This window comes from Burkholderia sp. AU44665 (genome assembly GCF_030504405.1).
Lineage (GTDB): Bacteria > Pseudomonadota > Gammaproteobacteria > Burkholderiales > Burkholderiaceae > Burkholderia > Burkholderia semiarida.
Genome location: NZ_JAUJRI010000031.1, coordinates 24433 through 46955 on the forward strand (window position 1 = coordinate 24433; position 22523 = coordinate 46955).

General features: G+C 66.5%; 19 protein-coding genes. 10 read left to right on the plus strand and 9 right to left on the minus strand.

Translation table 11 applies throughout. The features are described 5' to 3' along the window. From QZM15_RS31700 to hslU, 7 genes are all read left to right on the plus strand, one after another. Entirely contained in the window at positions 1-720 is a 720-nt protein-coding gene (locus QZM15_RS31700; protein ID WP_059642547.1) for a DUF484 family protein, read from the plus strand. A gap of 13 nt (positions 721-733) precedes the next feature. Further along, entirely contained in the window at positions 734-1654 is a 921-nt protein-coding gene (gene xerC, locus QZM15_RS31705; protein ID WP_059642549.1) for a tyrosine recombinase XerC, read from the plus strand. Between the two features lie 76 nt (positions 1655-1730). Further along, positions 1731-2945, plus strand: coding sequence for a class I SAM-dependent rRNA methyltransferase (locus QZM15_RS31710; RefSeq protein ID WP_011546461.1), 1215 nt, complete (start codon positions 1731-1733; stop codon positions 2943-2945). 97 nt (positions 2946-3042) lie between these two features. Beyond that, on the plus strand, positions 3043-4218 hold the full coding sequence (locus tag QZM15_RS31715) for a GTP-binding protein (RefSeq protein ID WP_226225974.1): 1176 nt from the start codon (positions 3043-3045) through the stop codon (positions 4216-4218). A 495-nt stretch (positions 4219-4713) separates the two neighbouring features. Further along, complete coding sequence (gene dksA, locus QZM15_RS31720) at positions 4714-5130, plus strand: RNA polymerase-binding protein DksA (protein ID WP_006477498.1); 417 nt, start codon at positions 4714-4716, stop codon at positions 5128-5130. Positions 5131-5392: 262 nt separating this feature from the next. Beyond that, positions 5393-5929 (plus strand): ATP-dependent protease subunit HslV, encoded by a 537-nt coding sequence (gene hslV, locus QZM15_RS31725; RefSeq protein ID WP_059583998.1) that lies wholly within the window; start codon positions 5393-5395, stop codon positions 5927-5929. Between the two features lie 10 nt (positions 5930-5939). Next, positions 5940-7283 carry an ATP-dependent protease ATPase subunit HslU gene (gene hslU, locus QZM15_RS31730; RefSeq protein ID WP_059584000.1) on the plus strand — a complete coding sequence of 448 codons (1344 nt, stop codon included), beginning with the start codon at positions 5940-5942 and terminating at the stop codon, positions 7281-7283. Between the two features lie 68 nt (positions 7284-7351). Here hslU and QZM15_RS31735 read toward each other — a convergent pair whose 3' ends face one another. From QZM15_RS31735 to QZM15_RS31745, 3 genes are all read right to left on the minus strand, one after another. Beyond that, positions 7352-7894, minus strand: a complete 543-nt coding sequence (locus tag QZM15_RS31735) for a response regulator transcription factor (RefSeq protein WP_021156278.1) — start codon at positions 7892-7894, stop codon at positions 7352-7354. A gap of 13 nt (positions 7895-7907) precedes the next feature. After that, on the minus strand, positions 7908-9338 hold the full coding sequence (locus QZM15_RS31740; protein ID WP_226226182.1) for an ATP-binding protein: 1431 nt from the start codon (positions 9336-9338) through the stop codon (positions 7908-7910). A gap of 132 nt (positions 9339-9470) precedes the next feature. Beyond that, positions 9471-9695, minus strand: a complete 225-nt coding sequence (locus QZM15_RS31745; protein WP_226226180.1) for a cysteine-rich CWC family protein — start codon at positions 9693-9695, stop codon at positions 9471-9473. Between the two features lie 295 nt (positions 9696-9990). On the opposite strand from QZM15_RS31745, the gene argB reads away from it, so the two are divergent. From argB to slmA, 3 genes are read left to right on the plus strand one after another with little or no spacing between them, the layout of a single operon-like run. Next, a complete protein-coding gene (gene argB / locus QZM15_RS31750; RefSeq protein ID WP_006754950.1) occupies positions 9991-10890 on the plus strand; it encodes an acetylglutamate kinase in 900 nt (299 codons plus the stop codon). Beyond that, positions 10887-11678 (plus strand): pyrimidine 5'-nucleotidase, encoded by a 792-nt coding sequence (locus tag QZM15_RS31755; protein WP_226226178.1) that lies wholly within the window; start codon positions 10887-10889, stop codon positions 11676-11678. The genes argB and QZM15_RS31755 overlap by 4 nt, the downstream gene beginning before the upstream one ends. Beyond that, positions 11645-12310, plus strand: a complete 666-nt coding sequence (slmA, locus tag QZM15_RS31760; RefSeq protein WP_226226176.1) for a nucleoid occlusion factor SlmA — start codon at positions 11645-11647, stop codon at positions 12308-12310. The genes QZM15_RS31755 and slmA overlap by 34 nt, the downstream gene beginning before the upstream one ends. A gap of 69 nt (positions 12311-12379) precedes the next feature. On the opposite strand, the gene QZM15_RS31765 is transcribed toward slmA, so the two are convergent. From QZM15_RS31765 to QZM15_RS31790, 6 genes are all read right to left on the minus strand, one after another. After that, complete coding sequence (locus QZM15_RS31765) at positions 12380-13237, minus strand: hypothetical protein (RefSeq protein WP_226226175.1); 858 nt, start codon at positions 13235-13237, stop codon at positions 12380-12382. A 36-nt stretch (positions 13238-13273) separates the two neighbouring features. Further along, on the minus strand, positions 13274-14494 hold the full coding sequence (locus QZM15_RS31770) for a TolC family protein (RefSeq protein ID WP_226226173.1): 1221 nt from the start codon (positions 14492-14494) through the stop codon (positions 13274-13276). 257 nt (positions 14495-14751) lie between these two features. Beyond that, positions 14752-16002, minus strand: a complete 1251-nt coding sequence (locus tag QZM15_RS31775) for an HlyD family type I secretion periplasmic adaptor subunit (RefSeq protein ID WP_302107885.1) — start codon at positions 16000-16002, stop codon at positions 14752-14754. Continuing rightward, positions 15999-18329 carry a type I secretion system permease/ATPase gene (locus QZM15_RS31780; RefSeq protein WP_302107886.1) on the minus strand — a complete coding sequence of 777 codons (2331 nt, stop codon included), beginning with the start codon at positions 18327-18329 and terminating at the stop codon, positions 15999-16001. The genes QZM15_RS31775 and QZM15_RS31780 overlap by 4 nt, the downstream gene beginning before the upstream one ends. Before the next feature lie 415 nt (positions 18330-18744). Continuing rightward, positions 18745-21606, minus strand: coding sequence for an Ig-like domain-containing protein (locus QZM15_RS31785; RefSeq protein ID WP_302107887.1), 2862 nt, complete (start codon positions 21604-21606; stop codon positions 18745-18747). Positions 21607-21714: 108 nt separating this feature from the next. Next, complete coding sequence (locus QZM15_RS31790) at positions 21715-22446, minus strand: OmpA family protein (RefSeq protein WP_226226168.1); 732 nt, start codon at positions 22444-22446, stop codon at positions 21715-21717. Positions 22447-22523: the final 77 nt, after the last annotated feature.

Genomic DNA, 22523 nt, shown 5'->3' on the forward strand with positions numbered 1-22523 from the left:
ATGAACGATCGCGAAGTCGCCGACTACCTGCTCGCCAATCCCGAATTCTTCGCGCAGCACGCCGAACTGCTCGCGACGATCCGTCTCGCGAACCCGCACGGCAAGGCCGCGATCTCGCTGCAGGAGCGGCAGATGGAAATGCTGCGCGACAAGAACAAGCATCTCGAACGCCGGCTCGCCGAGCTCGTGCGCTACGGCCACGAGAACGACAGCCTGTCCGCGAAGTTCAGCCGCTGGACCGCGCGCGTGATCGCGGAACGCGATCCGTATGCGCTGCCGCGCACGATCGCCGACGGCATCGCCGACGTGTTCGACGTGCCGCAAACGGCGCTGCGCGTCTGGGACGTGGCCGACACCTACGCGCAAGCCGATTTCGCCCGCCAGGTCGGCGAGGAAGTGCGCCTGTTCACGAACGGGCTGTCGACGCCGTACTGCGGCGCGAACACGGGCTTCGAGGCCGCCCAGTGGCTCGCGCCCGCGCGCGCCGCCGCGAGCGCGGCGGAAGGCACCGAAGCCGCGCCGGCCGGCGACGGCTCGGCCGCGTCGGTCGCGCTGCTCGCGCTGCGTGCGCCGCTCGCCGGCAACGATGCACCCGCGTTCGGCCTGCTGGTCCTCGGTTCGCCCGATCCGCGCCGCTTCCACGACGGGATGGCCACCGACTTCCTCGCGCAGATCGCGACGCTCGCGAGCGCCGCGCTCACGCGCCTGCTGCCGCACTGATCCGCCGCACGCGATGACCGACGATCCGATCGCCGCCTACCTGTCGAACCTGAAGCACGTCAGGCAACTGTCGGAACACACGCTGCGCGCATACACGCACGAGCTCGACGAACTGAGGAAGCTTGCCGCCGGCCGGCCGCTCGAAGCATTGACCGCCGCCGACATGCGCGGCGCGGTCGCGCGCGCGCACGCGGGCGGGCTGTCCGCGCGCTCGATCTCGCACCGGCTGTCCGCCTGGCGCGCGTTCTACCGCTGGCTCGCGCAACGCATCGAGATGCCCGCGAACCCGGTCGCCGCGGTACGCGCGCCGAAGCGCCCGAAAACCCTGCCGAAGGCGCTGTCGGTCGACGACGCATCCGCGCTGATGGATGCGCCGCTCGCCGGCACGACCGAAGGCATCCGCGATCACGCGATCCTCGAGCTGTTCTATTCGTCGGGGCTGCGCCTCGCCGAATTGATCGGGCTCGACGTCCGGTACACGCAGGCCGACGGCTACCGCTCGGCCGGCTGGCTCGATCTCGCCGAGGCCGAAGTCACCGTGCGCGGCAAGGGCAACAAGGAGCGCAAGGTGCCGGTCGGCCGCAAGGCGATCGACGCGCTGAACGCGTGGCTCGCGGTGCGCGGCGAGTTCGTGAAGCACGATCCGCATCCGCTGTTCGTGTCGGTGCGCGGCAACCGGATGTCGCCGGGCGTGGTGCGCGAGCGCGTGAAGCGCGCGGCGCTCGCCGCCGGCATCCCCGCCAACGTCCACCCGCACGTGCTGCGCCATTCGTTCGCGACGCACGTGCTGCAGTCGAGCGGCGACCTGCGCGCGGTGCAGGAACTGCTCGGCCACGCGAGTGTCGCCGCGACGCAGGTCTATACGTCGCTCGACTTCCAGCATCTCGCGAAGATTTACGACAGCGCGCATCCGCGCGCGAAGAAGCGCGACTGACGCGCGTCCCGTGTTACCCGCCGCGCGCGGCGGCCGGCACCGGCCGGCGTCGCGCCCGGCCCCTTTCGATCTCACCATGCAAACCGTCACCCTCAAGCCGTCCAAGGAAAAATCGCTGCTGCGCCGCCATCCGTGGATCTACGCCAATGCGATCGACCGCGTCGACGGCAAGCCCGCGCCCGGCGCGACCGTGCTCGTGCGCGCGCACGACGGCCGCTTCCTCGCGCGCGGCGCGTACAGCCCCCAGTCGCAGATCCGCGTGCGGGTGTGGAGCTTCGACGAGCACGAACCGATCGATCACGCGTTCTTCAAGCGCCGCGTGCAGCGCGCGGTCGCGCACCGCACGACGATGGTGTCGGGCACGGGCGCGGTGCGGCTCGTGTTCGGCGAAGCCGACGGGCTGCCGGGGCTGATCGTCGACTACTACGTCGCGGACACCGCCGAAGCCGGCGCCGCGCCGCGCGGCCAGCTCGTGTGCCAGTTCATGGCCGCGGGCGTCGAAGCGTGGAAGGACGCGATCGTCGCGGCGCTCACCGGCGCGACCGGCTGCCCGAACGTGTACGAGCGCTCGGACGTGTCGATCCGCGACAAGGAAGGGCTCGAACAGACGACGGGCGTACTGGCCGGCGACGCGCCGCCCGCGACGCTGATCGCGAACGAAAACGGCGTGCGCTACCACGTCGACGTGCCGAACGGCCACAAGACGGGCTTCTACGTCGACCAGCGCGACAACCGCGCGCTCGTCGCCCAGTACGCGGCCGACCGCGACGTGCTGAACTGCTTCTGCTACACGGGCGGCTTCTCGCTCGCGGCGCTCAAGGGCGGTGCGAAACGCGTCGTCTCGATCGACTCGTCGGGCGACGCGCTCGCGCTCGCGCAGCAGAACGTCGTGGCCAACGGCTTCGACGCGGCGCGCGCGACCTGGCTCGACGCCGATGCGTTCAAGACGCTGCGCCGCCTCGTCGACGAAGGCGAGCGTTTCGACCTGATCGTGCTCGATCCGCCGAAGTTCGCGCCGACGCGCGACAGCGTCGATCGCGCGGCGCGCGCGTACAAGGACATCAACCTGAGCGGCTTCAGGCTGCTGCGTCCGGGTGGCCTGCTGTTCACGTACTCGTGCTCGGGCGCGATCGACATGGACCTGTTCCAGAAGATCGTCGCGGGCGCGGCCGCCGACGCGAAGGTCGACGCGCGGATCCTGAAGCGGCTCGGCGCGGGCGTCGATCACCCGCTGCTCGCGGCGTTCCCGGAAGGTGAATATCTGAAGGGCCTGCTGTTGCAAATCGTCTGATCGCCCCGATCTTGGCGGACACCCCGGTCCGCCGGCCCCGCCTGTCGGGCCGACGCTTGCCCCTGTCGTCCGGACGACGGGCGGGGGCTTGACAGGTATGTTTCAATGGATGGTTGTGCGCCCCGGCTCGCAGCGCGAGGGCGCGACGCACATCCTGGTTTTGACCCCGATTCACGAACCACAGGCGACCGACATGGCCACTCCCGTCACCATCCTTACCGGCTTCCTCGGCAGCGGCAAGACGACGCTGCTCAAGCGCATCCTGAACGAACAGCACGGCATGAAGATCGCCGTGATCGAGAACGAGTTCGGCGAAGAGAACATCGACAACGAAATCCTCGTGCAGGATTCGAACGAGCAGATCATCCAGATGAGCAACGGCTGCATCTGCTGCACGATCCGCGGCGACCTCGCCCGCGCGCTCGGCGACCTGGCCGCGAAGAAACGCGAAGGCAAGCTCGACTTCGACCGCATCGTGATCGAGACGACCGGCCTCGCGAACCCGGGCCCCGTCGCGCAGACCTTCTTCATCGACAGCGAGATCGCCGACGATTTCCTGCTCGACGCGATCATCACGCTGGTCGACGCGAAGCACGCGAACGCGCAGCTCGACGAACACGAAGTGGTGCAGCGCCAGGTCGGTTTCGCCGACCGCCTGTTCATCACGAAGTCGGATCTCGTCGACGATCAGACCGTCGCCGGCCTCAAGCACCGCCTGATGCACATGAACCCGAAGGCCGCGATCAAGGTCGTGAATTTCGGCGAGGCGGACATCAAGGAAATCTTCGACCTGCGCGGCTTCAACCTGAATGCCAAGCTCGAGATCGATCCCGATTTCCTCGCCGAGGACGATCACGCGCACGACCACCACGATCACGGCCATGATCACGATCACGCGAATTGCGACCACGATCACGGCCAATGCGCGCACGATCACGACCACGGCCACCACCATCACCACCACGCGCACCACGACGACAAGATCAAGTCGTTCGTGTACCGCAACGACCGCCCGTTCGATCCGAACAAGCTGGAAGACTTCCTCGGCGGCATCCTGCAGATCTACGGCGAGCGGATGCTGCGCTACAAGGGCGTGCTGTACATGAAGGGCGTCGACCGCAAGGTCGTGTTCCAGGGCGTGCACCAGATGATGGGCAGCGACCTCGCGGCGAAGTGGCTGCCGGTCGAGAAGAAGACCAACAAGATGGTGTTCATCGGCGTCGATCTGCCGCAGGACCTGATCACCGACGGCCTCGACGCCTGCCTCGCCTGACCCGCGCAGGCGCCCGCCGCACCCTTGCTGCCCGGCCGCCTGCGAGGCGGCGGGGGCCGCCGCGCGACGCCTTTGCCGGGCAGGGTTTCGCCGTCATCGCTTTTTCGCGATTTGCGCGTTATATTTTCTAGATATTGGCGCAGCCGACGGGGATCGACCCGATACGGCGCCCGCTTGCGATTCAGTTACAATACGTGCCCGCTGGAGTACGGCAACAAACAGGCCCGGTTCTTGCTGAACCAGTTTTCCGGGCATCGCAACCGCGCCGGATCGCCAATCCGCCTCCCGGCCGCGGCCGATGCGATGTGCCGCGCAGCACACCGGTTCGCAGCGCGCGCAAATCTGCGCCAGGCCTATCCTGGTATTTGAGAACCGGTTTTCCAGAGGCTTTCGGCCCCGCGGCGGCAAATCGCAAATGATTGCAAGCGCGGTTGCGGGTAATCCCAAAGTGCAGGCAATATCTGTTGATTTGCCGCACATTGAAGAAGCAAGCAGATGACGAAGAAACTCTTGACCGAAGCCGAAATCCTGAAGATGAGCGACAAGGATTACATGAATGAGGATCAGCTCGCCTTCTTCAAAAATCGGCTCGAACAGTTGCAGGCGGACATCCTCAAGAATGCAGGCCAGACGACCGAGAACCTGCGCGAGACGGTGATCGTCCCCGATCCCGCCGACCGCGCGACGATCGAGGAAGAGCACGCGCTCGAGCTGCGCACGCGCGATCGCGAACGCAAGCTCCTCAAGAAGGTTCAGCAGTCGCTCGCCCGCATCGATTCCGGCGATTACGGCTGGTGTGAGGAAACGGGCGAGCCGATCGGCATTCCGCGCCTGCTCGCGCGTCCGACCGCCACGCTGTCGCTCGAGGCGCAGGAGCGCCGCGAGCTGCGCCAGAAGCTGTTCGGCGACTGATCGAGCGGCATTCCGCTCCGACACACGCTGCTTCCCGAAAGCGCGCGGCCTGCCGCGCGCTTTTTGTTTTCCGGCACCGGTTCAGAGCCTGTTCCCGCCAATAACGGGCTTGCGCCGGCCGATTTGCCTCCCCCTCTTGATATCCCGGCGCCCGCCCTAAAATGAAACGGACGCGCGCCGGGCCGCTCCCTGGCGCACTGCGGATTCACGCGGCGGCGCGTCGCGCCGCCCGACTCTTCCCCGTTTTTCTCAAGGAACGCAGATGGAGCAATTTCACGGCACGACCATCGTTTCGGTCCGGCGCGGCGACAAGGTCGCGCTCGGCGGCGACGGCCAGGTAACCCTCGGCAACATCGTCATGAAGGGTGGCGCGCGGAAAGTGCGGCGGATCTACAACAACCAGGTACTGGTCGGATTCGCGGGCGGCACCGCCGATGCGTTCTCGCTGCTCGACCGCTTCGAGGCGAAGCTCGAGAAGCACCAGGGCAACCTGACCCGCGCGGCCGTCGAGCTCGCGAAGGACTGGCGCACCGACCGGATGCTGCGCCGCCTCGAGGCGATGCTGATCACGGCCGATGCGAACACCACGCTCGTCATCACCGGCAACGGCGACGTGCTCGATCCGGAAGGCGGCATCTGCGCGATCGGCTCGGGCGGCGCGTACGCGCAGGCAGCGGCCCGCGCGCTCGTCGAGAACACCGAACTGTCGCCGCGCGAGATCGTCGAGAAGTCGCTCGGGATCGCCGGCGACATGTGCATCTACACGAACCACAACCGCATCATCGAAACGATCGAGTAAGGACCGCCCCATGAGCACCATGACCCCTGCCGAGATCGTCTCGGAACTCGACAAGCACATCATCGGCCAGAACAAGGCGAAGAAGGCCGTCGCCGTCGCGCTGCGCAACCGCTGGCGCCGCCAGCAGGTCGCCGATCCGCTGCGCACGGAAATCACGCCGAAGAACATCCTGATGATCGGGCCGACGGGCGTCGGCAAGACCGAAATCGCGCGCCGCCTCGCGAAGCTCGCCGATGCGCCGTTCATCAAGATCGAGGCCACCAAGTTCACCGAAGTCGGCTACGTCGGCCGCGACGTCGACAGCATCGTGCGCGACCTCATGGAGACCTCGGTCAAGCAGACGCGTGAGACCGAAATGCGCAAGGTGCGCAGCAAGGCCACCGACCAGGCGGAAGACCGCATTCTCGACATCCTGCTGCCGCAACCGCGCGCGGTGGGTTTCGGCGGCAATGCCGATCACGCCAACGACGACAACAACGCGACGCGCCAGACCTTCCGCAAGCGCCTGCGCGAAGGCCAGCTCGACGACAAGGAAGTCGAGCTCGACCTCGAGCAGCCGTCGGTCGGCATGGACATCATGGCGCCGCCGGGCATGGAAGAGATGACCGAGCAGATCCGCTCGATGTTCTCGAACCTCGGCAGCGGCAAGAAGCAGCGCCGCAAGGTGAAGATCAAGGAAGCGCTGAAGCTGCTGACCGACGAGGAAGCGGCGAAGATGCTGAACGAAGAGGAAGTGAAGACGAAGGCCGTGCAGAACGTCGAGCAGAACGGCATCGTGTTCCTCGACGAGATCGACAAGATCACGTCGCGCAACAACGAAGGCAGCGGCGGCGAAGTGTCGCGCCAGGGCGTGCAGCGCGACCTGCTGCCGCTCGTCGAAGGCACGACGGTCAACACGAAGTACGGGATGGTGAAGACCGATCACATCCTGTTCATCGCGAGCGGCGCGTTCCACCTGGCGAAGCCGAGCGATCTGATTCCCGAACTGCAAGGCCGCTTCCCGATCCGCGTCGAGCTCGATTCGCTGTCGGTGAACGATTTCGAAGCGATCCTCGTCGCGACCGACGCAAGCCTCGTCAAACAGTACCAGGCGCTGCTCGCGACCGAGGACGTGCAGCTCGAATTCGCCGACGACGGCATCCGGCGCCTCGCCGAGATCGCGTTCGCGGTCAACGAGAAAACCGAGAACATCGGCGCGCGCCGGCTGTACACGGTGATCGAGAAGCTGCTCGAGGAAGTGTCGTTCTCGGCCGGCAACCATGCGGGCGAGCGCGTGACGATCGACGCGAAGTATGTCGATCGCGCGCTCGGCGAAGTGTCGCAGGACGAAGACCTGTCGCGCTACGTGCTGTAACGCGCGCAGTGCGGGACGAGAGACGGGCGGCCCCTTCGGGGGTCGCCCGTTTTCATTGGTGCGCCCGCTTACTGCCGCACCGGCTTCTTCGCGAGCTTGCGCTGCAGCGTGCGGCGGTGCATGTTCAGCGCGCGCGCGGTCGCCGAAATGTTGTTGTTGTTCTCGGCCAGCACGCGCTGGATGTGCTCCCATTCGAGCCGGTCCACCGACAGCACGACCGGATTCTCGAGCGCCTCGTCGGCCTGCACTTCGGTCGCGTTGGTCTGCAGCGCGGCCAGGATCGACTCGACGTTCGCCGGCTTCGCGAGGTAGTTGTCGGCGCCTTCCTTCACGGCCTGCACGGCGGTCGCGATGCTTGCGTAGCCGGTCAGCACCAGGATCCGCGCATCGGGCTGCAGGTCGCACAGCGGCGCGATCAGGCTCAGCCCCGAATCCTCGCCGAGATGCAGGTCGACGGTGATGAACTGGAACTTGCCGCCCGCGGCGAGCCTGAGCGCCGCTTCCTTGTCGTGCGCCTGCTGGACCGCGTAACCGCGGCGCTCGAGGCCGCGCGCGAGCGTGCCCGCGAACACCTCGTTGTCGTCGATCACCAGGAAATTGTTCTCGCTCATGTGGTTTCTCCGTCTACGTGTTGGTTGAGGCCGCCGGCATCGCGACGCGCACGACCGGCAGGCGCAGCACGGCCCGCGTGCCGCGCCCGGCCGCGGGTGCGCTCAGGCGGCCGTCCGGCGTGCCCGCTGGCCGTTCGGCGGTACCCGCGCTCGTGCGCGAGCCTGTCCGTTGTCCCGATGCAGCAGCGGCGTGACCATTCGCCGCACCGCCTGCCCGCCCGTTGCCCCCCGCCGCGCGCGGCGTGACATCGGACAGTTCGATCTCGCCGCCGAGCCGCGCGGCTGCACTGAACGCGAGATACAGGCCGACGCCGTGGCCGCCCTGCGTGCTGTCGACCGGCATCGCGCCGAGCGATTCGCGCAGCGCGGCCGGAATGCCGGGCCCGTCGTCGCATACCTCGAATTCGATTTCGTCGGCCGTGCCGCGATGCGCGACCTTCGCGGCCAGCGTCACGCGCTGCGGGCTCGCGCGCGCGGCGTTGTCGAGCAGGATCGTCAGGATCTGGCCAGCCGCGACCGTATCGTCGAGCGCGACGCCGGCCGGGCGCGCGCCGAGCAGCTCGAACTGCACGTGCGGATGCCGCAGGCGCCAGTGCTCGACGAACGTGTCGAGCCAGTCGTCCACCGGCTGGCGGCTCGCCGGCGCGCTCGCGCGGCTGCGCAGGCGCGCGAGCGCCGACGTGCAGAGCGTCATCTGTTCCTCGAGCACCTTCAGGTCGGCCTCGTAGCGCGCGAGCCCCGGATCGGCGCGCGCTGCGTCGCGCAGCTCCTCGGCGAGCATCGCGATCGTCGACAGCGGCGTGCCCATCTCGTGCGCGACGGTGGCGGCCTGCACGCCGAGCGCGACGGCCCGCTCGTCGCGCAGCAGGTGCTGCTGCGCTTCGCCGAGCGCCGCATCGCGCTGGCGCAGCGCATTCGACATGCGCGCGACGAACCACGCGATCAGCCCGACGCTGACCATGAAGTTCGCCCACATGCCGGTACGGTAGTAGTCGAACAGGTTCGCCGGATTGTCCATGTTGAGCGGCACCGAATCGAAGCCGAGCGCCGCGTAGCAGGCGACCGCGAACGCCGCGAGCCAGATCATCAGGTGCCACGGCAGCACGGCCGCCGCGATCGCGAGCGACGGCAGGTACAGCGACACGAACGGGTTGGTCGTGCCGCCCGACAGGAACAGCAGCGCGGACAGCGCACCGAGGTCGACCCACAGCTGGCCGAGCAGCTCGAAATTGGTCTCGGGCCGCGCGCGCAGCACGCGCACCCAGGTCAGCGCATTGAAAACGATTTCGAGCGCGATGACCATCAGCATCGCCGGCAACGGCAGATGCACACCGAAATAGGTCTGCACGACGCCGATCGTCACGAGCTGGCCGATGATCGCGAGATTGCGGAGCCAGAACAGGTGACTGAGGTTGACGCGCCCGGTGGTGGTGATTCGTTGCATGCGAGCAGTTTACCCGTTTAGCGGGCGGCGCCTCTAGCGGGGGCCGGATCGTGGCGGACGAACGCACGCACGAACGCATGAAGGAACGGCCCGACGAGCCGGCGTCTCGGCCGGTGGCACGAGCCCGCGCCGTCAGCCGGCCGCACCGGCCATGCGCTGGGCGATCTCGTCGGCGAGGCACTCGGGGCACCGGCAGCGCGTGCCGGCCGCCGGCGGCACACCGCCGGGCACGACCGGCATCGACGCGCACCAGCAGTCGAACGGCTGGGTGTGGGCGCCGCAGTCGAAGCCGCGCCCGCAATGCGGGCAGCGCGCGCGGCGCGGGGTCGAACGGGCGTCGACGGCGGAATCGGTCATGGCGAAGGCGCGGTAACGGGCATGAACGTCACCCTACGCGACAAGCATAGCGCGGCGGACGGATTTTGCACGTCGGCCGGTCGGCCGATGCGTCCCGCAAACACGTCCGGGTACGCGTGTCGCCCACCCGGCCCGCGTCGCCGTCGCGGGGCCCGGCGCCATGGCCGGCGGGCCGCCGCGTATGGCCGACGGCCCGCCATACCCACCGTCCGGCCAGCCCAAAAACCCGATGCTGCGCTGCGCCACTCCTGTACAATTCGCCCTGTTTCAACCGTTCCCAGCCTGAGCCGCCGCCATGTCCGAGCCCATCGACCTCTCGCAGATCGCCCCCACGCTGAAAGCAGAAATCCTCGCGGAGGCGCTGCCGTACATCCGCCGCTACCACGGCAAGACCGTGGTCATCAAATACGGCGGCAATGCGATGACGGAAGAGCGGCTCAAGCAAGGCTTCGCACGCGACGTGATCCTGCTGAAACTGGTCGGCATCAATCCGGTGATCGTCCACGGCGGCGGTCCGCAGATCGATCAGGCACTGAAGAAGATCGGCAAGGCCGGCACCTTCATCCAGGGCATGCGCGTCACCGACGAAGAGACGATGGAAGTCGTCGAATGGGTGCTGGGCGGCGAAGTGCAGCAGGACATCGTGACGCTGATCAACCATTTCGGCGGCCATGCGGTGGGCCTGACGGGCAAGGACGGCGGCCTGATCCACGCGCGCAAGCTGCTGATGCCGGACCGCGACAACCCGGGCCAGTACATCGACATCGGCCAGGTCGGCGAAGTCGAGGCGATCAACCCGGCGGTCGTGAAGGCGCTGCAGGACGACGCGTTCATCCCGGTGATCTCGCCGATCGGCTTCGGCGAGGACGGCCTGTCGTACAACATCAACGCCGACCTCGTCGCGGGCAAGCTCGCCACGGTGCTGAACGCCGAGAAGCTGCTGATGATGACCAACATCCCGGGCGTGATGGACAAGGACGGCAACCTGCTGACCGATCTGTCCGCTCGCGAGATCGATGCGTTGTTCGAGGACGGCACGATCTCCGGCGGCATGCTGCCGAAGATCTCGTCGGCGCTCGACGCGGCGAAGAGCGGCGTGAAGTCGGTGCACATCGTCGACGGCCGGATCGAGCATTCGGTGCTGCTGGAAATCCTGACCGAGCAGCCGTTCGGCACGATGATCCGCTCGCATTGAGCGCGCGCCGCCCGCCTGCCCGCCCCGACCTGCCGGCCCCGCTACGGCGCCGGCGCATCTCGCGCAGCCGGCCGCGCGCCGGCGCGCCCGTCTGGCTGTTCGACCTCGACAACACGCTGCACCACGCCTCGCACGCGATTTTTCCCGAAATCAATCGTGCGATGACGCAATACATCATCGATGCGCTGCAGGTCGGACACGCCGAAGCCGACCGCCTGCGCAACCGCTATACCGAGCGCTACGGCGCCGCGCTGCTCGGCCTCACGCGCCATCACCCGATCGACCCGCACGACTTCCTGCGCGTGGTCCACACGTTTTCCGACCTGCCCGCGATGGTGCGCGCCGAGCGCGGCCTCGCGCGCATCGTCGCCGCGCTGCCGGGCCGCAAGCTGATCCTGACCAACGCGCCGGAAAACTATGCGCGCGCGGTGCTGCGCGCGCTGGGCATCGAGCGGCTGTTCGAGCGCGTGATCGCGATCGAGCACATGCGCGACCGCCGCACATGGCGCGCGAAGCCCGACCATGCGATGCTGCGCCGAACGCTGCGCGCCGCGCATGCGCGGTTCGCCGACGCGATCCTCGTCGAAGATACGCGCAGCCACCTGAAGCGCTACAAGCGGCTGGGCATCGGCACGGTATGGATCACCGGCCACCTGCCCGGCCATCTGCCGGCAACCGGACGCCCTCATTATGTCGACCAGCGCATTCGTTCGTTAAAATCGCTGCGACTGGGCACACGATCGGGGCGACAAAAATGCAGCCGACTTACCCGCAGGACCAAGCCGTAACGGAAGGCCAGGCCACACCCTCCCGCCCGCGCCCGAAGCCGGGCGAGCGGCGCGTGATGATCCTGCAGACGCTCGCCGCGATGCTCGAGGCGCCGAAGCCGGAGAAAATCACGACGGCCGCGCTCGCGGCCCGGCTCGACGTGTCGGAAGCCGCGCTGTACCGGCATTTCACCAGCAAGGCGAAGATGTACGAAGGGCTGATCGAGTTCATCGAGCAGGCGCTGTTCGGGCTCGTGAACCAGATCGTCGCGAAGGAGCCGAACGGCGTGCTGCAGGCGCGCACGATCGCGCTGACGATGCTCAATTTCGCCGCGAAGAACCCGGGGATGACGCGTGTGCTGACCGGCGAGGCGCTGGTCGGCGAGGACGAGCGGCTGACCGACCGCGTGAATCAGTTGCTCGACCGGATCGAGGCGACCGTCAAGCAATGCCTGAGGGTCGCGCGCACCGAGGCCAACGCGCCCCAGGACGGCGCCGCACCATTCGTGTTGCCGGCCGACTACGATCCCGCCGCCCGCGCGAGCCTGCTCGTCAGCTATGTGATCGGGCGCTGGCATCGTTTCGCGAAGAGCGGGTTCAAGCAGGTGCCGGGTGAACAGGCCGATGCACATCTGCTGCTGATCCTGCAGTGAACGCGTGACACGGATTCCGGCCCGGCACTGAAGCGCCCGGGCAAGCAGCGACTTTCACAGCCCCCCCCATCACCACTCCGTCACGCGCCGGTGGTCGGTCAGGCGAGCCGACGTCTGCGCAGCATCGCCTTCTACCGCCGCCGGTATTGGCTTGCTCGCTTCCCGGTGCTTCAGCTCGACCCGCAACGCGCGCAGCGCGTCGCCACATGGCCAGTCGGCGCCGCATCGATCGGGCGCTCCCGATACGGACGGCTCTGCCGGCCCCGCTGGTCGAGGCTGCGCCGGCACGCGACGCAACGTAGCTTTCGCGGATACCGACCGCCCCGCCTCGGGTTCGCGGGCGCGCCCGCGCCCGCTATCGGGCCGCCGAAGTGGCGTCGCCCGCAACGCCGGTACCGGATGCCCGCTCGCCCCGCGGACTGGATGGGGTAACGCGTCCGCGGGGCTGACGATCGGCCCAGGGGGTGGCACCAAAGTCGACGCGGAATCCAAAACCGGCGTTGAAGGCGGCACCGGCACCGCCTCGGGGGCCGCCGCAACAACCGACGCGGACGCCCGTTTGCCCGCGGGCAGGCTGCCCCCGGCCAGATCGCCCAACTCCGTGCCGCGGACTGCCATCATCCAGCCGAGCAACGCGGTCAACGCCGCACCGAGCAATGCGCCGCCGATCGCGGCCAATACGCGGCGGCTGCGACCGCGACCGCGCTGTAGCGGCTGGCGGCTCCATGCCAGATTGTCGTGCCCGAAATCGGCCGCGCACACGTCGGCGGCGATAACAAAACGACGGCTCGACAGGTAGACCGCCCCCGGCGACGAGCGCGCGAAGCAGTCGGTGACGCCGTGCCGGACGCCATAGGGGGCGGGGAGGTAGGAAGCCGCCCTCGGCGGCGGCAATGCAAACCAGTTGTCGATCGATTCTGGATTCATGGTTTCCCTCGTTGCTCGGCCGATGCTGGACATGCGTCATCCCTCACGCAACCATTGCACGAGCATGCCCGCCGAAGCGTAGCCGCGCAGCGTCGCGGCATAGCCATCGAATCGGTACGCCACCTCGTTGACGCGATTGTTGTAGTCGTCGTTCTCGGCAATCAGTACGTCCAGCAGCGAGCGGCGCCCGAGGTGATACCACTGGTCGAAAAACGCGCTGCGCACGCGCGCCGACTCGACCGACAGGTCGCGATACTGATCCGCCCGCTCGCCGAACGCCTGCGCATCCTCCTCCGCGCTGCGCACCTGATATTCGAGATCCAGGCGCATCTGTTCGACTTGACTCCAGCTCGCCGACGCACGGAATGTCGCCGCGTCCGTCGCCGCAGTCGCCGAGCCGCCGGTGAACGCATTCCACGTCAGCGTGAGCATCGTCTGCCACGGCATGCGGCGTCCGATGGCATCGTGGCCGGTATTCGTGCTGACCACCCAGTTCAATTGCGGCTTGGACGCCGCGCGCACCGCATCGCGGTTCAGTTCGGCCGCGCTCGCTTCTGCGCGTGCCTGTCGGAGGCGCGGGTTTTCATCGAGCGCGGACATCAGCCGGTCGAGATTGCCGGGATGCAGCGGCCAGTGCGAGTCCGTCAGCATGAGCATCGGCACCGGCCGCTCGCCCACCAGCTTGCGAAGATTCAGCTCGACCGTTCGGTATTTCGCAAGCGCCGCATCGCGACTCGCCTCCGCCTGGAGCAAACGGGCCTTCGCCTGGGTGAGCTCGCTGCCGCGACCGCGATCGACCGCGACGATCTCCTCGAGCATCCGCACGAGACGCGTCATCCGGTCGACGAAGCGCTGACTCAACGTGGCGATGTTGCGCTGCTTCGACAGCTCGACGAGGGTGGCCGTGACCTGATAGGCGGAATCTTCCATCTGCGCAACGTAGCGCTCCTGACCCGCGCTCGCGAGATCCTGCCGGCTGCCGATCGTTTTCGCGGTGCGGCCCCAGTCGAACAGCGTCGTCGTCAGGTTCACGCTCAGCGCGTTGCCCGGATCGTATGCGTTGCCGGCGTTCGAGCCGAACTGCGCGGCGCGCGTCTGGCCGTTCAATTGCAGTTGCGGCCAACGCGCACCTTTCGCCTGATCGACATCCGACTGCGCCGCCTGGTACTCCGCGTAAAGGCGCCGCACCTGCGGACTGACGTCGACGGCCGCTTCCGCCGCGGCATACAGCATCTGCCGCAATTCGCGCTCGGTCATCGCGCGCTGCGCGGCAGGTGCCGACGCGGAATCATCGCGCGTCGGCGCGGATGCGCCCGTGGGTCCGTCTGAGCCGGTGGGCGCAGCCTGCGCGGCAGTCGATGCCGACGCCATCGCAACGCGTGGCGGCACGATATTGGCGGCGTGCGCGGTCCCGGCCGATTGCCACATCGACAAGACAAGCAGCGCCGCCGATGCGGCAACACGAAGCCCCGCGCGAGATTCGCACGCGCCATTCATTCGAAATCCGCTCATGCTCACCGCTCCCTGAAGGCCTCGCGGGCCTTGAAGATCGGCTTGAGCAGGTAATCGAGCACCGTCTTCTCGCCGGTGCGGATATCGACCGTTGCCTGCATGCCCGGCAATACCGGTAGACGCTTGCCGGCCGCGACGAGCGCGTCCGTGTCCGTCTCGACCATGAGCCGGTAATAATTCGCGTCGGGACGCCCCATCGCGGCCTTCTGATCGTCCTTCAACGTATCCGGACCGAGGCTGACAACGTGCCCGTGCAATCCGCCGTAGATCGCGAAGTCGTACGCGCTCAGCTTCACGAGCACCGGCAACCCCGGCCGCAGGAACGCGACGTCGGACGGCTTGATCCGCGCTTCCACCAGTACCCGGCCGTCGAGGGGCGCAATCTCCATGATGTGTTCGCCCGACTGCACGACACCGCCCGCCGTGCGGATGCGGATGTTCTTCACCACGCCGCGCATCGGCGCGACGACATCGGTGCGCGCCAGCACGTCCGCGCGCCCGGCCAGCACCTCGTTGGTTTGCGCGAGCTCCTGCTCGAGCCGAGACAACTCGGTACTGGCCTCCGCGGTGAAACGGCTGCGGCGCTCGGCGATCTGCGCGGCGATGTCCGTCGCCTGACGCCGCATGCGCAGAATCTCGACTTCCGAGACCAGCCCCTTTGCCGCGAGCGGCTCCGACATCGCGATCTCGCGCTGGACGAGCGCCTGGCTCTGCCGCAACGCGGCGACCTGCCCGTCGAGCGCAAGGCGGCGCGCCCGGTAGGTCGCCGTGGCCTGCGCGACAAGGCCGGGTTCACGCTTCACGTCCTCCGGAAAAGCCAGCGGCGCCCCGTAGGCCTCGGCGCGAGCGCGCGACACATTCGCCTTCAGCTCCAGCGCCTTCGTCAACACCTCGCGATAGCTGGACTGCGCACGCACCGGATCGATCTTCGCAAGCAACTGCCCCTTTTCGACCACGTCGCCCTCGCGCACCGCCACGGCCTGTACGATGCCGCCCTCGAGACTCTGGATCCATTGTTCGCGGCTCGGCGACACGACCGTGGCGTCGCTGCGCGTCACTTCCTCGACACGCGCGAAGTGTGCCCACACGAGCCCCACCCCGAACACCACGGCAACCACGTAAAGAATCGCCTGCGCGCCGACTGACGAGCGCACTAGCAGCGCCTCGCGAATGTCGCTCATGTAGGCAACGTCGCCCGCGCCCAGGCGCGGCGCCGGCTTGCGGCGCAGCATCGACCGGATCCGCCACGTCATGACGCCTCCGCAGTTGACGACGCCACGGCCTCTGTCCGCTCCGCGGGCGACGCACCGGGTTCCGCGCCGCGCTCGACCACCCGGATTTTCGGCTCACGGTTTCGCTGCGACTCGGGCGGCACATGACGTTCGCCCGTCTCGGGCTGCCCCGACAGTGCCGCCAGCACACGCGCCTTTTCCCCGTCCATCACGATCTTGCCCTGATCGACGATCACGATCCGGTCGACGAGCGCCAGCAGCGACGTGCGATGCGTCACCACGACCAGCGTCTGGTCGGCGCTCGCGTGCTTCAAGTGCTCGATGAACTGCGACTCCGTCTGAGCGTCCATCGCGCTCGTCGGCTCGTCGAGCAACAATGTACGCGGACGCGCGATCAGACTGCGGGCCAGCGCGACAAGCTGGCGCTGCCCGCCCGACAGATCGCGGCCGTTTTCGCCGACCGGAAGGTTCGCGCCGAGCGGATGCTGGGCGACCAGCGCATCGAGCCCAGTCAGCTGGAATACGCGCAGCAGTTCCGTGGCCGGCACGTCAGGACGGCCGATCGTCACGTTCTCGCGCAGCGAACCGTAAAACAGCCGACTGTCCTGGCCGACGTAGCCGAAGGTTCGGCGCCAGTCGGCCGGCGCAATCTGCGCGGCATCGAGCCCGTCGGCGAGCAGCTTGCCCTCCGTCGGTTGATAAAGCCGCGCGATCAACCGCAGCAGCGTCGATTTCCCGCTGCCGACCCGGCCGAGTATCGCGACGCGCTCGCCGGGCCGAATCTCCACCGACACCTGGTCCAGCGCGAGCGCGTTTTGCCGCAGGCCGGCCGACGGATACTGGAACGACACACCGTCGAGCTTCACATGGCCGCTGAGCGGCGGCTGCGCCAGATAATCCTGCCCTGGCTCGTGCTCGACCGGCATCGCCATCAGTTCGTTGAGCGAATGCATCGCGGTCTTCGCCTGCTGAAAACGCAGCGCAAGCCCCATGACCTGCCCGAGCGGTGCCGTCACACGGCCAGCCAGCATCACGGAGCCGATCAGCGCGCCCTGGGTGAGCTTGCCTTCGCCGATGAGGTACACGCCGACGATCACGATCGCGACGGTCTGCATCTGCTGCAGGAACGACACACAACTGGTCGCCATGCTGGACAACGCGCGCGACTGCATCGATGCGGCTGCCGTCTTCGCACTGAACGCGTCCCAGCGGTGGCGCATCGCGCCTTCGCCACCGACTGCCTTCAGCGTCTCGAGCCCGTCGATCGACTCGATCAGCACGCCCTGCTTGAGCGACGCCTCGCGCAGGTTTTCGCGCATCGCACGCGCGAGCGGCCATTGCACGATCGTGCCGAGGCCGACGATCAGCGGGATCATCATGAGCGGAATCCAGCCCAGCGGGCCGCCGACCGCGAATACCACGCCGACGAACAGAAACACGAACGGCAGATCGGATACTGCCGACAGTGTCGCCGACGTCGCGAAGTCCCGCACCGATTCGAACTCGCGCAACCGATGCGCGAAGGAGCCGGCCGACGCCGGCCGGTGCTCCATTCGGATCGCCAGCGCCTGCCGAAACAGCAGCGTGCCGAGCACCAGATCGGCCTTCTTGCCTGCGGCATCGAGCACATGGGCACGCACGTGCCGCGACACTGCTTCCATCAGCATCGCGAGCGCAACGCCGATCGCGAGCGACCAGAGCGTCACATACGCCTGGTTCGGAACGACACGGTCGTAGACGTTCATCGTGAAGAACACGCTGGCGAGACCCAGCACGTTGATCAGAAACGCGCCGACCGCCGCGCTCGCGTAATAGCTGCGATAGCGCCACAGCGTCCCCAGCAACCAGTGCCCGGCCGTTTCGGTCGGGAGGTCGTCCGGACGCGCGTCGACCTTCGCTGCCGGCTTAACGAGGATCGCGTAGCCCGAGTAGGTTTCACTCAGTTCCGCGTCGGTGCATTCGACCGGCCCTTCGCCGAGTTCAGGCAGCACAGCGTGATACCGGATCTGTGGGCCGTGCTCCGCCGAATCGTCGATGCGCCAGCCGATCAACACGCACGCGCTGCCGTTCCGGCGCAACAGCACGGCCGGCAACAGATGTTCGGGCAACTGCGTCAGCGGACGCTCCACCAGCTTCGCCGCCAGACCGGCCTGCGTCAGCGCCTCGATGGCCAGCGACGGTGTCAGCCGGCCGTATTTGGCAAGACCGGAAACGAGGACTGCATGGCTTCTGCCCAAACCGTAGTGCGCGCAAAGCCATGCGACTGAATCGAGCAGGCTGTCATGGGGGAGGGTGTCCGGAAAGTTCGGCGCGTTACCGCCACCGGCCTCGGGAGGTTGGGCATTCATATCGAAATCGCTATCTGGCCACTGGAATTCACGGGACCCCGACGCGCTCCAGAGCATGGCTGTTTCGCACGAGCGACAGGGTAGGTGCATACACCGATGCGGCTGAGTCTCCCGTCGCATGATCTGGACGGGACGGCTATCGCAGGACGCCAATGGGACCGCGACAGGAAAGCAACCAGTTTACGAAATGGGCCTGAGCGCAAAAATGGGACGAATCCTAAAAGGAATCTCGAACCATTAGGACAATTTCGAATAGCGTTTTCAGATACTCAGACATGCGTAGCCCGCCACTCGCTGCGGGCTACGCATGAAGAAACAACAGAAAGAACCGGACCGCTGGGCCTCTGCACAGCAGGAACAACACACGGGCCGGGACGGCGTCCTGACTGACGCGATTCCGGCCCGCACCCGCGGGTCAGACCAATTGGGTCGATACGGACGATTGCACGAGCAGTTCGACATGCAGCGCCGCGTTCTCGTACACCCTGTAAGCCTGCCCGTCGACTGCAATCAGGCCCTGGTCCGTCCACTGGCCGCGTCCGAGGCTGAGCCCGTCCATACCCGACAACTGGACCCGATCGCCGGCATTGCCGTTCACCATCAATTGCGTGTGGCCGTCGTTTCGGAACACGTTCTCGTGGCCGAGTTCCAGCACGTCACGCATCGACAGCTTCAGCGTGTTGTTGCCCGTACCGGTGATGTCGATGACCTCGATCGACGAAATCTTGTCGTGGCCGCCGACGTTCATCAGTTTCGACACATCCAGCGTCTGACCGGCACCCATGAGCTTCAGCGTATCGATGCCCGCACCACCGTGCAGAGCGGCGTGCTGGTTCGTGAAGTACGACACGTTATCGAGCTGGAATTCCGTACCGTGAGCCGAACCGAAATACTCGGCATCCACGTTCGTCAGCACGTGCTGCACGTCGGCCGGAGGAACGAGTTCCGTGACCGTTTCCCAGGTCGATTTGGCGAAACTGCCACCGGAAAAACCAACGTTGTCGACCCAGAGCCCAGCCAGGCCATTCAGTCCCCCGTTGACCGCATACGATCCGATGCCAAAAGACGCGAACTGCAGGTTGTCCGGCAAGACGACCTGATGCGTATGAATCTCGGCAGTCAGTGATTTCCCGTCGATCTTCAGATCCTGTACATGAATCACTTTGCCGGCGTCGTCATAGAAATAGATCGCTAAAGGTTGGGGCGAGCTGTGGCTGATGGCGATATCGACCGTCAGTGCACGCGCGTGCGCCCCGTTTTTAAGATAAAACCGAGGCATCGAACTGAGGTTGATCAGCAGCCCGGTGTCCCCGCTTTCCGGCACGATCTTGTCGTTCGCCAGCCCGAAGCCTGCGCCGCCGCCAGTACGAATACCCTGCTCGACAGCCCGACCGCTGACCGGCACCGGCTTACCCAGCACGGCGGTAAACGTGCCAAAGTCGATCGGCACGCCGCCGTTCAAGTCTTGCGGCTTTTTATCGTTGAAGTCGACATTCACCCCGGGCGATAACGTCGAAAAGTCTCCACCCGCAAATCCGACATTGTCGACCCAGAGCCCAACCAGGCCATTCAGTCCTCCGGTGACCGAATACGATCCGATACCAAAAGACGCGAACTGCAGGTTGTTCGGCAAGATGATCTCATGCGTATGAATCTGGCCATTCAGCGATTTCCCGTCGAACTTCAGATCCTGTACATGAATCTGTTTGCCGGCGTCGTCATAGAAATAGACCGCTAAAGGTTGGGGCGAGGTAATGCTGACGCCGATATCGACCGTCAGTGCACGCGCGTGCGCCCCGTTGTTGAGGTAAAACCGAGGCATCGTGCTGAGGTTGATCAGCAGCCCGGTGTCCCCGCTTTCCGGCACGATCTTGTCGGGCGCCAGCCCGAAGCCCGCACCGCCGCCAGTACGAATCCCCTGCTCGACACCCCGACCGTTGACCGGCACCGGCTTACCGAGCACGGCGGTAAACGTGCCGAAATCGATCGGCACGCTGCCATTCAAGTCTTGCGTTTTTTTATCGTTGAAATCCACGGTCCGATATTCGATGCCCGTACCCGTTCCCGAGTTCACTTTCTCGACAAACCTTGTCACCAGATAGTCGGAGATGTTCCCGCTCCGATCCACCAGCGCGACACCGTAGCTCGCGTGCTCGTCCATCGTCGCGGCGATGCCCGCCGGGATCGTCACCTTCACCCGACCGCCCGCTATATCGGCCGCCGTCAGGTTGTACGAGATGCGCTGATCGCCGATCATCACGTTGATCGCATCGCCCACCACCATGTCCTTGCCGGCGAACGAAACGTCAATCACATTGCCCGAGCGAACCGCCGACAGCACCGGATCGGGTGACGTCGTGTCCAGTTCGACGTCGTACACCTTCACCTCGCCTGCGGCACCGTCGCCATTCACCACCCGCGTCTGGATCATCCAGCTGCCGCCGTGCGCGTTCGTGTCGGCCACCATCCATGTGCCGTCCTGGTTCACCAGCGCGTCCAGCCACGTCCGTCCGCCATCCGTCGACACCTGCACCTTCTCGCCCGCCGCCAGCGCACCAATGAGGTGGCCAGTCAGCAAGCGGCCGCCCGTGCCGTCGTTCGTCAGACGGTCGAAATTCAAATTCCCGCTGTCGTGCCCCATGTCGTCGAGCACCGCCTTCGCCAGCGGCACCTCCGGCGCCACCGGCCCGACCGTCACGTCGAAACCGTCCGAGCGCGCGCTCGTATTGCCCGCCGGATCCGTCGCCGTTACCGTCAGTGCATGCGTGCCGTTCGACAGGGGCGACGTCAGCTGGAAGGTCCATGTTCCGTCGATATTCGTCTTCGTCGTACCCAGCAGCGTCGTGCCGTCGTAGATCGCGACCGTCGAATACGCTTCTGCTTGACCCGACAGCGTCGGCTGCGCACCCTGCGTCGCCGCTTCGATCTTCGGCTGCGACGGCGGCGTCACGTCCACCTGAATGCCGTACGAGGTCGACGGTATGCTCATGCCGACGTCGTTGCTCGCGCGCGCCGTCAGGCGATACTCGCCGTCCTTCAACGGCTGCATGAGCGCCAAACTCCATGTCCCGTTTGCACCGACCACCACAGTTCCGACCGCGATGCCATCCACCAGAAGGTGGATCGTCGAGCCAGGGTCGCCGCGACCGTTCACCATCGGCCGCGGGTCGTTGGTCAGCCCGCCTTTTTCAATCACGCCGGTGTGCGGCGGCACGTTGTCGGTCACTGCGTCGATCGTCGGACGCGACGGGCGCGTCGTTGCTTTTTGCTCTGCCATTTTTACTTTTCCAGTATCAGTCCAGAATGCCCCGGAGCCATCCGGACAGTTCAATCCGCGCTCCGCGGCGACCATCGCTGGTGACCGCGGAGTCGTCAATCACGTTCGTTATGCCTTCTCGAGTTCGATTTCGACTCGCCGGTTCTGCGCGCGCCCTTCGGCCGTCGCATTGCTCGCGACGGGTTCTGCCGCGCCCTTGCCGACGGTCGTGAAGTGTTCTGCACGCAACCCGCCCGTGCGCAGGTAAGTGGCCACAGCACGCGCGCGCGCTTCGGACAGTCGAACGTTATGGGCGTGCGCGCCCTGCGAATCGGTGTAGCCCGTGACTGTCACACGGCCAAATCGGGCATCGCGATTCACGTCCAGAAAGCGATTGAGTTCCTGGCGGGCGCTCGGCGTCAGCGCCGCGCTGTCGAACGCGAAGTTCGTGCTGCCTTGCAGCAGCACCTGACGCTGCGCGACCGGTGCGACAGCCGGCTGCGGCTGCGCGACCGGTTGCGGCTGCGCGGCGACAGGCGGCTCGACGCGCGCCTGAGGCGGCACACCGCACATGAACGTCAATTCACGTGGATCGCCCATCGCGGCGCCGCGACGAACGCGATCGATCGCCTGCAGCGGCGTGACCGGCTTGTCGGCACAGAATCTCTGCGCTGCCGCTTCGCATGAGCGCGTGCTGGCTATCAGCCCCTCGCATGTCACGCGAAAAACCGGCCCAGGCTGATCGGGCGCCTTGATCGCCCGGACGGTGTACGTCGGACCGGATTGCGTCGTGCATGCGCTCAACAGGACGACGAACGCGCCGAGCAGGCCTCGGCGGACAAAGTGTTGTGGTGTTTTCATGATGGTTCGGTCCGCTCAAGGCGGACTCCAGGATATTGATCGGTGGAAGTGAAGTCGCTCGCGCGTGGTGTGGCGGC